15 protein-coding genes are annotated in these 14702 nt (G+C 50.6%); 4 read left to right on the forward strand and 11 right to left on the reverse strand.

Features of this window, described 5'->3' with window-relative positions:
• Positions 1–405: 405 nt before the first annotated feature.
• Complete coding sequence (locus tag H70357_RS22255) at positions 406–1290, reverse strand: SMP-30/gluconolactonase/LRE family protein (RefSeq protein ID WP_038594252.1); 885 nt, start codon at positions 1288–1290, stop codon at positions 406–408.
• A 153-nt stretch (positions 1291–1443) separates the two neighbouring features.
• Here H70357_RS22255 and H70357_RS22260 point away from each other — a divergent pair, with 153 nt between their 5' ends.
• Entirely contained in the window at positions 1444–2076 is a 633-nt protein-coding gene (locus H70357_RS22260) for a GyrI-like domain-containing protein (RefSeq protein ID WP_038594255.1), read from the forward strand.
• Here the strand turns inward: H70357_RS22260 and H70357_RS22265 are convergent.
• The 10 genes from H70357_RS22265 to H70357_RS22310 all read right to left on the reverse strand — a co-directional run bounded on the left by H70357_RS22265 (position 2066) and on the right by H70357_RS22310 (position 11945).
• Complete coding sequence (locus H70357_RS22265; protein WP_038594258.1) at positions 2066–2740, reverse strand: hypothetical protein; 675 nt, start codon at positions 2738–2740, stop codon at positions 2066–2068. The genes H70357_RS22260 and H70357_RS22265 overlap by 11 nt on opposite strands.
• A complete protein-coding gene (locus H70357_RS34500; RefSeq protein ID WP_052092191.1) occupies positions 2733–3422 on the reverse strand; it encodes a hypothetical protein in 690 nt (229 codons plus the stop codon). Before H70357_RS34500 ends, H70357_RS22265 begins: the two co-directional genes overlap by 8 nt.
• A 13-nt stretch (positions 3423–3435) precedes the next feature.
• A complete protein-coding gene (locus H70357_RS22275) occupies positions 3436–4068 on the reverse strand; it encodes a YhbD family protein (RefSeq protein WP_038594261.1) in 633 nt (210 codons plus the stop codon).
• Positions 4069–4252: 184 nt separating this feature from the next.
• Complete coding sequence (locus tag H70357_RS22280) at positions 4253–4867, reverse strand: 50S ribosomal protein L25 (protein WP_038594264.1); 615 nt, start codon at positions 4865–4867, stop codon at positions 4253–4255.
• Between the two features lie 275 nt (positions 4868–5142).
• Positions 5143–6108: an ABC transporter ATP-binding protein gene (locus H70357_RS22285; protein WP_038594267.1), complete on the reverse strand. Its 966-nt coding sequence runs from the start codon at positions 6106–6108 to the stop codon at positions 5143–5145.
• Positions 6101–7084 carry an ABC transporter ATP-binding protein gene (locus tag H70357_RS22290; protein WP_038594270.1) on the reverse strand — a complete coding sequence of 328 codons (984 nt, stop codon included), beginning with the start codon at positions 7082–7084 and terminating at the stop codon, positions 6101–6103. Before H70357_RS22290 ends, H70357_RS22285 begins: the two co-directional genes overlap by 8 nt.
• A 14-nt stretch (positions 7085–7098) precedes the next feature.
• Positions 7099–7959, reverse strand: coding sequence for an oligopeptide ABC transporter permease (gene opp4C / locus H70357_RS22295; protein WP_379144776.1), 861 nt, complete (start codon positions 7957–7959; stop codon positions 7099–7101).
• Between the two features lie 78 nt (positions 7960–8037).
• A complete protein-coding gene (locus H70357_RS22300; RefSeq protein ID WP_038594276.1) occupies positions 8038–8991 on the reverse strand; it encodes an ABC transporter permease in 954 nt (317 codons plus the stop codon).
• Between the two features lie 61 nt (positions 8992–9052).
• Positions 9053–10807, reverse strand: coding sequence for an ABC transporter substrate-binding protein (locus H70357_RS22305; protein ID WP_038594279.1), 1755 nt, complete (start codon positions 10805–10807; stop codon positions 9053–9055).
• Positions 10808–11042: 235 nt separating this feature from the next.
• A complete protein-coding gene (locus H70357_RS22310; RefSeq protein WP_038594282.1) occupies positions 11043–11945 on the reverse strand; it encodes an ArsR/SmtB family transcription factor in 903 nt (300 codons plus the stop codon).
• Between the two features lie 210 nt (positions 11946–12155).
• Here H70357_RS22310 and H70357_RS22315 point away from each other — a divergent pair, with 210 nt between their 5' ends.
• The 3 genes from H70357_RS22315 to H70357_RS22325 all read left to right on the forward strand — a co-directional run bounded on the left by H70357_RS22315 (position 12156) and on the right by H70357_RS22325 (position 14677).
• Complete coding sequence (locus H70357_RS22315; RefSeq protein ID WP_038594285.1) at positions 12156–12449, forward strand: GNAT family N-acetyltransferase; 294 nt, start codon at positions 12156–12158, stop codon at positions 12447–12449.
• A gap of 85 nt (positions 12450–12534) precedes the next feature.
• Positions 12535–13386: a GNAT family N-acetyltransferase gene (locus tag H70357_RS22320; RefSeq protein WP_038594287.1), complete on the forward strand. Its 852-nt coding sequence runs from the start codon at positions 12535–12537 to the stop codon at positions 13384–13386.
• A gap of 220 nt (positions 13387–13606) precedes the next feature.
• Positions 13607–14677 carry an SDR family oxidoreductase gene (locus H70357_RS22325; protein ID WP_038594290.1) on the forward strand — a complete coding sequence of 357 codons (1071 nt, stop codon included), beginning with the start codon at positions 13607–13609 and terminating at the stop codon, positions 14675–14677.
• The last annotated feature ends 25 nt before the right edge of the window (positions 14678–14702 follow it).

Here is a 14702-nt window from a genome sequence, read left to right on the forward strand (position 1 = left end):
CTTAGCTATATGGATTGGTTAGCAACCGGTCGTGATTGCATTGTTAGTTCAAATTGACGGGTATTTTCACAGATCTTACATTTCGGGTTCCAAGTGTACTGAGCAGGAGTTAAAACAAAAATATCTAAAAGTAAAAGAGCAAATTACTGATTTAAGAGATTTACCCGAAGTCTTTTACAAGCTCTACAATTTCGAACAGTTACCTCTTAAAGGAGAGGTAGAGGTGGATTTTGTAATCGATACTGACACGGATAGGATTTACAAACCGAGTTATTGAGATGACGGAACACCTTAATTCAATAGAGCAACGGCAGTCTAGAACGCTATTTCGTTCATGGCTGCCGTTGTTTCTTTTATTTGGGTCAGTCTAACACTTTATTTTATTTAATCAACAGGAAGCCCCTACTACCGAACCCCGCCTGCAAAAACATTGGCCGGCACTCCCTGCACCCCGGCTTTGAACTTAAACAGTCCTCCAGCCAGCGGCCAGTGCTGCAATTCTTCTTCGCTCATTCCGCTTCTCGCTGTAGTGATGTACAGCTCGTCCAGCGCCTCGCCGCCGAAAGTGCAGGAGGTTACATTCTTGGCCGGCACCTCAACCTTGCCGATCTGCTTCCCGGTGTGCGGATTCCAGCGCGAGACACAGCTCCCGTCCCACTGGGCCACCCAGAGCATGCCCTCACGGTCAATCGTCATCCCATCAGGACCGCCTGCACCTTCCGGCAAAGTAAAAACTGTCCTGCGTCCGCTGACTGTCCCGCTCTGCAGATCATAATCCATAACATCGACGCCCCGGGTCGGCGTATCAATGTAATACATCAAGCTGCGGCTGTCATCCCAGGCCAGTCCATTTGAGATGCCGATGTCCGGCAAGACATGGCGCACCTCTCCATGAGGCTCCATGACATACAGATTGCCCGCCCCCGGTGTTGAATCCATACTCATGGTGCCGAACCATAGCCGGCCTACACTGTCGCATTTGGCATCGTTCAGCCGGTTGCGGGGCAGCTCAGGCTCCACTGCAGCGATAAGCTGAGGCTGCCCGTTCTGCTTGAATCTGTAGATTCCGTCCTGCAGCGCAAGTATCCAGCCGCCGCCTGCGGCCGGCACTGCCGCACTGACCATGCTATCGAAGGAATAGATCTCCTCGCCTTGTCCCATTGGTTCATAAATTCTCAGCTGTCTGCCCTCGATATCAACCCAATGAAGCTTACTTTCCTGTCCGTCCCAGTGGGCGCCTTCCCCAAGCAGTGCTTTCGCGTCAATTACCAATTCAGCTTGTCCAATCATTGAAGCTCCTCCTAATTCATGCCAGTATATTACACTTCTCTTTATTCTACATGCTTCCACTTTCCTAATCTACTCCGGTCGAAGATGACACTCTTATGTCAAGTTACACATGATATTCTTAGATTAACACAATCTATTGATGAGGTGATTTCTATGAAATACGAATGGAAAAAGCAGGACAAGGCCCTGTATCTGCCCGCCGTCGAACCGGCAATTCTTACAGTGCCTGCATTTCCTTACTTTATGCTGCAGGGAGAGGGCAATCCGAACAGCGAGACCTTTGCTGATGCTGTAGGTGTGCTGTACTCTCTGGCTTACGCGGTAAAGATGCTGCCCAAAAAAGGAGCAGCACCTGAGAGCTACTACGATTATACCGTTTTCCCGCTGGAAGGTATTTGGGATCTGAACCCTGAGGGCCGCAAGAAAGCTGTCCTAGACAAAGACGACCTGCTCTATACCTTGATGATCAGGCAGCCTGATTTTGTGACAACCGATCTTGCGGGTGACATCCTGGAGAAGCTAAAGACAACCAAACCGCATCCACTGCTGCATAAAGCCGCCTTCGGAAGCTCCGAAGACGGCCTAAGTGTGCAAATGCTTCATCTGGGCTCTTACGATGAGGAGCCGCAGAGCTTCGCGCGGATGGAACAATATTGTTCCGAACATAACTTGCAGCGGGTTACCCACACCCACAGGGAAATCTATATTTCAGATGCCCGCAGAACAGCGATGGAGAAGCTGAAGACCGTCCTTCGCTTCCAGGTCTCCCGGCAAGTTACTTCGTAACCTTCACCTGCTGCTTCACGGTGGCACTCTTGTGAATTTCCAGCTTGCCGCGGTATTCCACGATCCCGATTTCGCAGTCTGCACCAATGATGACGTTTTCCCCCCGCACCACTTCTGCACGGGTATTTTGAATGTCCACCTGGTCTCCTTCAATCACCCGTGCAGTAAACAGAATCCCCTTCGACTGAACCTGTTTCAGCAGAACCCCAGCCTTGCTGCGCTTGATGGTAATGCTGCCTCCCCCGACTTCTGACGATCGGCTGGGTCCAAACAGCACAAGCTCCAGAATGTCTGCATTCAGTAGCCTGCCTACCCTAAGCGCACCGGTCATTTGCAGCTTCTCCGCTTCGCAATCTCCGGACACCTCCAGATCGCCGCTCAACTTGACACGTTCAGCGCTTAAGCTGCCACACTTTATCTCCCCCTGTCCGTGCAGGGCTCCTGCCGTAAGCCGCTCTTTGACTTCAATTTCACCGGTGAGCTTCAATTTCTCCGTCCGCAGACTGCCAGAAATCCCGCTGTTCCCGGTCAAAGAAAAGCTCAGGCAATCCACATCTCCGGCAAACTTGCCTTCACCGGTCACCTTCACATCAAGAAAGCATCCGCCCATTGACGATGAAGTTCCAAGAATTTTCAGATTATTGCGCTCAGCAGCATTACTCACCGTACTTCTCCACCTTTCCCACACTTGAACCAGGATGCACTTTCAGTTCCGAGCGGTATTCCAGCCGCCCGATCCTGCAGCCTATTCCGATTATGACCTTGTCGCCCCGCACAATATCTGCTGTCGTATTTTCCAGTTCAAGATAGTCGCCTTCAATGACCTTGGCAAGCAGCTCTGTTCTAAACCGGGGAATCAACCCGCCCAGCAGTTTGCTCACAAGATGTGAATCCCTCTGCCGGACAATCAGGCTCTCTACACCGATCTCATCCGCCTTGCTTTGCCCCTCAAGAGTGAAATCCATATATCCCGCACTAAGTAAGCCGATTACTGTAAAACTCCCCTCACCCTCAAAACGCTCCAGCTCGCAGCTTCCTGTTACACGGATCATCCCGTTCAGGATACAGTTCTCGCCGCGTAGGGGACCGTCTATCGTGACCATTCCGTCTAGCTGCATTCTCGCGGACTCCAGGCTGCCGTTGATTTTGAGCTTTCCATTCACGTCCATTTCTTCTGCTGAAAGATCCCCGTTCATCTGTATAACCCCGTTGCCCTTGAAATTCCGCGCCAGAACCGGCCCGTTCACCCGGCTTACTCCGTCCAAATTAACGTTGTTATAGGTCCCGCCTGCGGCGCCGCTCACTCCGGCCATCTGCAAATCCGGCAGTTGTTTATCAGTAAGCATTAACCATTCCTCCTTAATTCACTTTGCCCTTCAGCTGTTCCAGCAAATCTGTGAAAGCGAGTCTGCTAACAAGCCTTACGCCCTCATCAAAAACCAGATCGGCTGGAGATGCAGCGAGCAGGAACATGCTAACGCCCATTTTGCGGACAAAAAACAGCTCCCAGCTTTTCCCCTCGAACCTCTGCGTATTCACCGTCAGTGTATAGAACAGCCTGTCGGCTTCCTCCAGATTCACCTCGCCTTTGCTAAGCAAGAGGTCAACGGCAAATAGATGTACAATCTGCTCAAAGGCATATTCCTGAACTCCGCCTCCGTCCAACCCACCGAATCTGTCCAGGGTCAAGTTCGAAACAATGTTACGTTCTAACAATTGCTTCGCCGTCAACGACAGCTTGTAGAGGGTTGAAGTATCACCTAACCTGTCTGCCAGCTCATCCAGTGAAAGATCATCCTTCATGTGGATAATATTATGGATCCGACCCAGAATTCTGTCTTTCGGAAAAAAGGTTTCCTGCCCGGTAAACGTAGATTTGCGGATAAACCACTCCTCGGGAATCAGCTGTTTCCGTTTCCAGCGGTACAGCTGCCCGTAAGAAATGCCGGTCAGCTCCAGCAGATCCTTCTTGGAGATCAAATCTTCTTCCATCTTGATCACTCCTTGAAACGATCGTAACATAACACTGTTACGTTGTAAATTATGAAACAGCAAATTTCCCGGCCCCATACCAAGTCACATCAGCCAAATCATTGCACGCAAAAGGAGCAGACAGCTCCTTGTTAAGGAAATGTCTGCTCCTATTTAAACTGAATCTTCAAGTCCGCTAAGTAGCTTATTCTTCCGTCTTGCCCTCTTCGGAAGCCACTGCTGCTGCCGGTTCGGCAGTATCCGTATCCGTCGGCTCTTCAGCAGCGACAGGAGGCGAAATTCGTACGATCAGTGTATCCTCTGGTGTCAATACTTCCCAGCCTTCATGCTTCGGCAGATCGGAGACCAGCAATTGATCGCCAATATCAAGGCCGCTGATATCTACTTCAAAGGTAGCAGTCAGCTTGTCCGGCAAGGTGCGGATATCCAGCTCATAGAGCTCCACCTGCTGACTGCCGCCGCTCTTGACGCCGACAGGATCACCGGTGAAGTGGAAAGCAACCTTGGTGTCCAGCTCAGCCTTCATATCAATCTGATGCAGGTCCACATGCAGCAGCTTGCGTGAAAGCGGCTGACGCTGCACTTCCTGGATCACCACATTCTTGGAGCCGGAATCCGGCAGTTCCACCTTGAGAATCGCCCGCGGGTTCTTGCCGAGAATTTCGTTCAATGTCTTCGCATCCGCTGTAAAGGATTGGCTATCTGAACCTGCACCGTAGACGACAACCGGTACAAAGCCTTTGCTCCGCTGTGAAGAGGTCGAGCCGGATCTTTCAGTCAAACGTACTGTGGTATTCATGATATTTCCTCCTAAAAGTTTTGTCAGCTTGGGCTGCAATGAATTACTACGAACAAAACTGGCTTCGAAAGCATATGCTTAGTTTTGTCAGCTTGGGCTGCAATGAGTTACTACGAACAACTGACTTAAGTATTAAAAAAACAAGACCAATTAGATGTATAGGTCTAATCAGTCTATTATTAACCATATTTACCTGCTGTGGAAACAGTATAGCACTGCCAGTACACCAAGTCAAAATCGGTAAATATTCAATTATAATACATATTTATAAGAAGTTATGCCAAATGACACGCCACATAATGGCCTCCGCCGGCATCGCGGAACACCGGAATCTGCGATTTGCAGACCTCCACGGCAAACGGACAGCGGGTATGGAATTTGCAGCCGGAAGGCGGGTTTGCCGGGCTCGGAATATCGCCTTGCAGCACGATCCGCTCCCGCTTCAGCTTTGGAATCGGAACGGGAACCGCCGAAAGCAGCGCCTTGGTATACGGATGCAGCGGATGGCGGAACAATTCGTCCCTAGCCGCTGTCTCCACCATGGAGCCCAGATACATCACACCGATCCGGGAGCATAAATGCTCCACTACGCTGAGATCGTGGGAAATAAACAAATAGGCCAGTCCCTTACTCTGCTGCAGCTTGCTGAACAAATTGATGATCTGGGCCTGAATGGACACATCCAGTGCCGAGACCGGCTCATCGGCTATGATGAGGTCAGGATTCAGGATCAGCGCCCGCGCAATTCCTATCCGCTGGCGCTGGCCGCCGGAGAACTCATGCGGGAAGCGGTCGATATGATAGGAGGACAAGCCGCAGGCTTCAAGTGCATCCAGCACCAGTCCCCGGACCTCCGCTCTGGAGCATAGTCCGTGATCCAGCAGAGCTTCGCCGATGGCGTCACCAACCCGGACTCTGGGATTAAGTGCGCTGTAGGGGTCCTGAAAAATCAGCTGCATCCGGGGCCGCAGCTGGCGCATCTCAGCAGGTGAAAGGCTGTGAATGTCCACACCTTTAAACTTAACCTCTCCGGCTGTTTTTTCGGTCAGCCGCAGAATGGTCCGGCCTACCGTACTTTTGCCGCTGCCGGATTCTCCGACAAGCCCGAAGGTCTCGCCCGGCTGAAGCCGGATGCTGATATCGTCCACAGCTTTAACATGTCCTACCGTACGGCTCAGCAGACCTTGCGTGACCGGAAAATACTTCTTCAAATGATTAACTTCAAGCAGTGCCTCAGACATGGACTTCCGCCTCCTCATACAGCCAGCAGGATACTTTTTGCCCGCTGCCCGTCTCCTGGAGCTGCGGCTGGCGGCTGCGGCAGACCGGCATGCAGTGCTCACAGCGGTCATGGAAATAACAAGACGGAGTCAGCGTAAGCGGATTAGGCACCTGCCCCGGGATTGAATACAGCTCCTCTTGCCGCTGGCCCATCACAGGCTTTGACTTCAGCAGACCTCGTGTGTAAGGATGTTTGGGATTCTTAAACAGTTCGACAACCTCGCCCTCCTCGACGATTTTGCCGGAATACATCACAATCACATAGTCAGCCATCTCTGCCACTACCCCAAGGTCATGGGTGATTAGCAGGATCGACATTTTGGAGCTTTCCTTGAACCCGCGCAGCATATCCAGAATTTGCGCCTGGATCGTAACATCCAGCGCCGTAGTCGGCTCATCGGCTATCAGCAGCTTCGGATTGCAGGAAATAGCGATGGCGATCATGATCCGCTGCAGCATTCCCCCGCTCAGCTCATGCGGGTAACTGTCGGCAATCTGCTCAGGCCGGGAGATCCCCACTTGCTGGATCAGCTCAATCGCCCGCAGCCGGGCTTCTTTTTTCTTCATTTTCAAATGAACGGTCAGCGGCTCCATAATCTGCTCCCCGATCTTCATTACCGGATTGAGCGATGACATCGGTTCCTGAAAGATCATGGCAATCTCGTTGCCGCGGATCGCCCGCAATGTATTTTGATCTAGCTGCAATAAATCTTCTCCCTGAAAATCTATACTTCCTCCGGCAACCCGCCCTCCGGGTTTCTCCACCAGTCCCATAATCGACATGGCGGTTACGCTTTTGCCGCAGCCGGATTCCCCGACAATGCAGACCGTTTCCCCTTCGCGTACCTGGAAGCTTACATTATCAACGGCTGTTACATTCCCTTCTTCTGTGAAGAACTTGGTGCTGAGACCGTCTATCGTCATTAAATCCTTCATCGGATGTTGGACACCTACCTCTTCTGTTTAGGATCAAGCACGTCTCTGAGGCCGTCACCGAATATATTAATGGCAATGACCGTGGCGAATATCGACAGACCCGGCGGAATCCACAGCCAAGGGCGATTCTGGAAATCGATCATATTATTCGCAGCATCAATCATGTTCCCCCATGTCGGCGTCGGCGGCATAACCCCCAAGCCGAAAAAGCTGAGTACGGATTCGCTGAGAATCGCTCCGCCGATGTTAAGCGTCGCCATCACGATCAGCAGTGGAACGATGTTCGGAAGCAGATGGTTGAACAGCTTTCGGCGGTCGCTAAGCCCCAGCACTACCGCAGCCTGCATGAATTCGCGTTCCCGCAGGCTGAGCATTTGGCCTCTCACCATCCGTGCCAGACCCGGCCAGTTCACGATACTCAGCATAAGCATAACAATATACATCCGGTAGTCCGTCGGAATCTTCCATTCCGACAGCAGCGCACCGAAGATGAACAGCAGCGGCAGACTGGGAATCGTCATTAGCAGATCCGCAATACGCATGATGATCTGATCAGCAATTCCGCGGTAATAACCGGCTATCGCCCCCAGAAGGGCGCCGAGAAATACGGACAATACCATCGAAGCAAGTCCGACCGTAAGCGAGATGCGTCCAGCCTGCATCACCCGCGTCAGTATATCGCGGCCCAGCGCATCCGTTCCCAGCCAATGCTTGAGATTCGGTGCTTTATTCATCATGGCCATATTGATTTTGTTATCTGTATACGGCGAGAACAAAGGACCGATAAAACAAAGCACAAACATAAATACAACGACTACAAAACCGGATACCGCCAGCTTGTTATGAAGCAGTCTCCGTATTGATTGCCGGAACAGTGAAGATTTCTGGACCTTGGCTGCAGGCCTGTGAAGCTCGTTTAAAGTGCTGTTAGCTGCCACAATGTCATCCCCCCTCTATAACCGGACACGCGGATCGGCAACCCGGTACAAAATATCCGAGAGCAGCGTTCCAATCACGGTCAGAATGGCAAGCAGCATCGTAAAGCCCATCAGCAGAGGATAATCTCTCAGCCCGAAGGACTTCATATACAGTTGGCCGATGCCCGGCCAGTTGAAGATCTGCTCGATAATAATCGACCCGCCGAACAGCGCCGGAAGCTCGAAGCCAACGAGCGTAATGGCCGGCAGCAGCGCATTTCTCAGCGCATGGGTGAACAGCACCTTCCGCTCCTTTAAGCCCTTGGCCCGGGCTGTGCGGATATAATCCTGTTTAAGCACATCTATCATATTGCTGCGGAAATACCGGGTTAGTGAGCCCAGCCCAAGCAAGGTCATCACTATAACCGGCAGCGTCATATGACGCACAACATCTTTGAGGTATGCCATACCGGCAGCATTGCTGCCTGTGGTCGTCATTCCGCCAGGCGGCAGCCATTTGAAGTCAACCGCCAATATTTTAATCAGGAATAGGCCGATAAAAAAAGACGGAAGCGACATCGCCGCGAATATGGCAATCATCACCAGCGTATCAAACCAGGAGTATTGCTTATAGGCAGAAATCACTCCGATAATAACTGCGATAACCCAGGTCAGAAAGGTCGATACCGCCGCCAGCAAAAAAGAATTCCAGATATAGTCGTTGAACAGCTGAAGCACCGGCTTCTGCTGGGCGAGCGAATATCCGAAATCCCCGTGCAGTGCATTTTTCATCCATATGCCGTAACGCTCAAGCACCGGTTTGTTCAGACCGTAGATCTCCCGCAGCTCCGCCTTGCGTTCTGCAGTCAGCTTGATATTGCCGGTGATAAAGTCCCCCGGCGTAGTAGCATAAAGACAAAAAATAAGCAGTGATGCCGCAAACAGAATGATGAATATATACAGCAGTCTTTTTGTCAAATAAGTACTCATGATTGGCTCCTTATGGATTCGTCCCCTGCCGTTGCATACCCGGCAGGGGACGAACAGTTAATTATTGCAGAGTCCAGTCCGGCAGGCTGCCGGCAAGCCCGATGAATGGGCTGACCGTAAGATTCTGGATGCGGCCGTTATAGGCGTACACTGTCTTTTTGTAGCTGGTGAAAATGATCGGAAGTTCATCATTTAACAGCTGATAGAGCTCTTTGTAGACTGCTTTACGCTGTTCGATATCGGTAGTGGCCAGTGCTTTATTGTACAGCTCCAGGAATTTCGGATTTTCGTAATCGGTAATTTCACCGTCGAAGAATTGCATGAATCCGTCAGCCGGATCGGTCAGCATAGGTGTGGAGAAGGATACAAGATCATAATCCCCGCCTTCCACCTTCGAAACCAGCGAGTTAAAATCTGCAAAAATTTCCGGTTGGAACTCAATGCCCAGCGCTTCAAAGTTCTCTTTGGCTACAGCAATAAAGATGTCGGTGTTTTTACTCTTGGAGCCCAGATAGTGAATGCTGAGCGGTTTGCCGTCTTTTTCGCGGATACCGTTCGCACCAACAGTCCAACCGGCCTCATCCAGCAGCTGTTTGGCTTTTTCCGGATCATATTTATAAGGATTGATGCCCTCTTCCGTATATGACCAGGAGATCGGCGATGCCGGAATATTGGCAATGGAGCCTGCACCCTGGGCAGCGTCCACGTAAATACTCTGACGATCAAGGCCGTAGACTATCGCCTGTCTCACCAGCTTATCCTTGAGCTGCTCGTGCTTCAGGTTAACCTGCATGTAGCCGTAAGTGCTCGGTGTATAAGGAATGATATTCACATACCCGAGTCCCTTCAGCTTTTCGATATTTTCTTCTGTGGCACTGAAGGAAGCATAGTCGACTTCTCCTGTCTCCAGGAACTGCCAAACGTCGCCCTCAGAGGTTTTGTAAATAAAATGTTCGGTCTTTGGTTTGCCTTTGAAGTAGTTCTCATTAGCCACCAGCCGAACTTCTTGCCCGGGGATGAATTTCTCCAGCTTGTAAGGACCGTCGCCAAGCGGTTTCTCATGCAGCTTCTTGATGTACTCCAGCTCGCCGAATTTGTAGTCCTTGCCATAATAGGCTTTCGACAGCACATTGGAGCCAAGTACCACAAGTGCCGTAGCATTTGGCTGCTCCAGCGTTACCGAGATCGTCTGCGGGTCAATAACCTTAATGCCTTCGATGCTTTTGGAAGTACCTTCTTTGTAAGCTTTGCCGCCCTTCACATTGAGCGAAGGCAGCGAGGACCCGCCGTCATAAGTCTTGTCATATTGAATCGTCCAGGTAAAAGCCACATCCTCCGCAGTGAGCGGTGAGCCGTCGCTGAATTTCAGGTCTTTGTGCAAATGGAAGGTGTATGTAAGCTGATCCTCCGACACATCCCAGCTTTCGGCAAGCTCCGGAGTAGGAACACCTTTGTCATCTACCGTTACCAGTGAAGCATAAAGTAGAGAAGAAACGTTGCCGTCATAACCACTTTCCTGGAAATAAGGTGTAAACGCGCCGCTGGGGTCGGTGAGTCCGACGATTATCGTATCCGTACGGTTCTGGGCAACTGCGGGCAGCTTCGACAAGTCAGTTGCCGTGAAAGGCTCGCTGAGTGCGCCAGCCGGCACGGGTGCCGGTGAAGCTGCCGCTTCGGTTCCGCCAGTATCTGCAGAGGCCGTAGCCGGGGTGTCCACAACTTCAGAGTTGTTCGCACTGCCGTTGTCCGAGCAGGCCGACAGCAGCAATGAACCTGCTATCAGTAAGGTGGACAATAAAATCGTACTTTTTCTCACAAAATCATCTCTTTTCTCTCCATTTTATAAAGACTGATAATTCCTACCTACTAAGTATGATTAATGACCGATAGTTCACATTATAGAAAGTAAATTCTGTTCTGTAAAGAGAGAACTTAAAAATAATTCTCCACAAACAGAATTCACTGGCGTTTTTTCCGGTACAAAAAAAGCCAAAGCTTCTCTTCAGCAGAGAATACCTTGGCTTTGTAAAGGATTATAGGGTGTACCGGGTTCAATTCAAATATTTAAAAAGCTGCTCATTCATCCGGTGAATCCCCTCCAGACGAAGGCTGTATGCGGTGACATTCTCCCCTTCGATGTAGGCATGAAGCAGACCGGCACACCGGAGACTGAAAATATGATCATGTACGATCCCTTTGGAAATGCCCGCTTGCTTTACGATTTCCGTGAACGTTTTGCGTTCTCCGCCGACCGATTGAAGAATCTTCAGCCGGCTTTTTTCACCCAGACTGCGTAGAGTCCTGTACATGAACGGTGATATTTCCTCATCTGTGACCATAATTCTCGCCGCATAATGACAAATGGTCAAAGTGCCGAAGTTGTAAATAATGTTGACAGGCTGAAAATGAAACTGCGGGATTAGCACCAGCCTGCGCAGTCCGTCCCCCGGCAAGAAATAGAAACCATTGGTTGTCTTGTTGACAAAATCGGAAGTATTGTTTGTCTTGAGTTCCCGGTTCCGTTCCTTCGTATGCTCCTGCAGCTTAGCGAGAATGGCGGGATCACTAGTGCTGAAGTATTGCCGGTTCCATTCGGTTAACAGGTAGGTCATCCGGCTGCGGAACTGCTCCATCTGGACAGGAAACACACTGACATGCCCGGCAAGGGTTTCGTATATTTCACCGACCGACAGACTTTCCAGCCAGTTCAGCGCACTCTCCACATTTTGTTTGGCCGGACATAAATAGATCAGCAGGTTCAGCAGCTTCCAGTCATTCCCGAGATCTGTTTCCTCCAGTGCACTAAGAAGCCCTGGACTAAGCTTGCCTGCCACTTCGGCAGCCCACGGGGTACCCAGATCGATTTTTTTATTGGATTTCTTGCAGATAAATGTATGTATGCTGTTTACTAACTCATAAACCGGCTCAAACTGAACCTCTATCTCGTATTCCATGGGCGTTCCTCCTGATGCAACTTCTATTCGTTACAGCGTTAGTGTCTTAATCTTAGGGCATGAAGCAGCGTAAGTGCAAGTCATTCCGCATCCCCTTCCAGTTGGTGTTAAGTTCTTCCATGAAAACAGGCAGTCATTATGTACAGTTCTCGCTTTTTCCAAATCAGGGTAGTAAAATAAAGGCATTACATTTAGGCAGGAGTGAAGAATATGGAACTGATTGAACAAGGAGAAGGACGTTTCTATATTGCAGGCGACGGTAAGGACCTTGCCGAGATTACATACAGGCTGGAAGAGGCTACAGGAACACTGGTCATTGACCATACCTACGTCTCTGAGGATCTGCGCGGTCAAGGTGCCGGTGAAAAACTTGTACGGGCGGTTGTGGACAAGGCCCGTGAAGAGGATTTGAAGATTGTCCCCGTGTGCTCTTATGCTGCGCATCAATTCAAAAAACATGAAGAGTACTCGGATGTACTCAGCGGAGACGGAAACCGGTCTTAAGACCATGCCCGTTTCCTTAAATACTATGAATCTATGGGAGCTAAAGCTTCATCGCTGAGCGCTCACAACCTTAGGAGGAAACGGTTTGACTACAGCTGACACTTTAAAAGATATAGAAGAATTGCAGCAGCGCTGCGAGCAATACGAGGGAATCTCCCTCAAATTGAATTGGGATATGCTGCGGCTGCCTTCAGCGGCCGGCGGGACGGAATGGCTGGTAACCTACGAAGAGGAACTGCTGGTCGGTTTCATCGGACTATACAGTTTCTCCAGCGAAATGGAAATATGCGGCATGGTCCGCCCGGGCTACCGCCGCCGCGGAATCTTCACCTCCCTTTGGATGCGGGCCCAGAGCATTATTAAGCAGAAAAAGGTTACCACACTGCTGCTGAATACGCCCGCCAATTCAGCTTCGGGTTCAGCATTCCTGCAGACATTGCCACTGGTCTTCAATCATGCCGAATACCAGATGAAATGGGATGGAAGCACTTTGCCGCAAGGCTCCGGAGAAGCCAGTTCTGCTGCCGGTACCGTGGTGCTGCGGCCCGCTCGCGAGGACGAGGAATCCATCCTCATTAAGCTGGACAGCGTCGGCTTTAACATGTCGGAAGAGGATGCGGCCGAAGTTTTTGAAATGTATAAACATGAAGGGCTGGAGGAGCATATCATCATTGAAATGAACGGACAGCCTGCCGGTAAGATGCGGCTGTCCACGGAGGATAACGAAACCTGGATTTTCGGATTTACGGTCGACCAGAAGCTGCGCGGACTCGGTATCGGACGCAGTGCACTGCTGCAGACCATCGAGCGGGAGCGGCGCAATTATAACAGTGTGAATCTGGAGGTTTCACTGGACAATCCCAACGCGCTTAAGTTATACGAGAGCTGCGGATTCGTAATTCTTAACAAGCAGGATTACTACCGCTATACCGGCTGAATTCTCTGCCTCTCTATAGCAGCACAATAGTACAACATACAGCAGCCCCTTGTCGCTTGGCACCCTTCGCCAGCAGCAAGGGGCTTTCTTGATTGCCGGTGAGTCCAGCTCCTTATGTTACCTGCAGGTTCCTATATGACTTCAAAGTGCGTACTATTCATCCCTCTTCCCGCGATCCATACTTGGGGTGTATCCAATACGCAGAGAGAGGACAAAGAATATGTATTCTAAAGAATATACACCGCAAAAAACAGCCCTTGTTGTAGGAGCAGGCGGCGTGATTGGACGCAATCTGATCGAACATCTCATTACGCTGCCCGAATGGGACATTATCGGCGTGTCACGCCGGGGTGGAGAGAATACTACGCGCATCCGCTACATTTCCGCCGATTTACTCGACCCTTTGGACGTCCGCCAAAAGTTAGGCAGCCTTTCGGAAGTGACACATATTTTTTACGCAGCCTATCAGGATAAGCCCACCTGGGCGGAGCTTGTCCCCCCAAACCTCGCCATGCTGGTTAACGTAGTAGATGTTATTGAACCGGTGGCCCATGCTCTGCAGCATATCAGTCTTATGCAGGGCTATAAAGTATATGGCGCTCACCTAGGACCCTTTAAAACGCCTGCCAGGGAAACCGATCCCAATCATATGCCGCCGGAATTCAATATTGATCAGCAGAACTTTCTTGAAAAGCGGCAGCAAGGGAAAAGATGGACCTGGTCAGCACTGCGACCTTCCGTCGTCGGCGGGTTTGCACTTGGCAATCCTATGAATCTTGCCCTCGTTATTGCCATATATGCCTCCATGTCGAAGGAGCTTGGGTTGCCTTTGCGTTTTCCTGGTAAACCTGGGGCCTATCATAGCCTGCTCGAAATGACTGACGCAGGGCTGCTGGCGAAAGCGACCATATGGGCGGCAACCGATACGCGCTGTGCTAATCAGGCTTTTAATATTACGAACGGCGACCTGTTCCGCTGGAGTGAGATGTGGCCCAAAATCGCCGCGTATTTTAATCTTGAAACGGCTCCGCCTCTTCAGATGTCGCTGTCTGTAGTCATGGAGGATAAGGAGACACTGTGGAATAACATGGTAGAGAAGTACGGCTTGGAAAAAAACAGCTATCAGAGCGTATCATCCTGGGCATTCGGGGACTTTGTCTTCTCCTGGGATTACGATTTTTTTGCAGACGGTACCAAAGCACGCCGCTTGGGCTTCCATGAGTTCGTAGAAACGGAGAGTATGTTCATGAATATTTTTGACGGGCTCCGAAAAGCCAAGGTTATCCCTTAAGCAATACTCCCTGTATGTATGATAG

It is taken from the genome of Paenibacillus sp. FSL H7-0357, from assembly GCF_000758525.1.
GTDB lineage: Bacteria > Bacillota > Bacilli > Paenibacillales > Paenibacillaceae > Paenibacillus_AQ.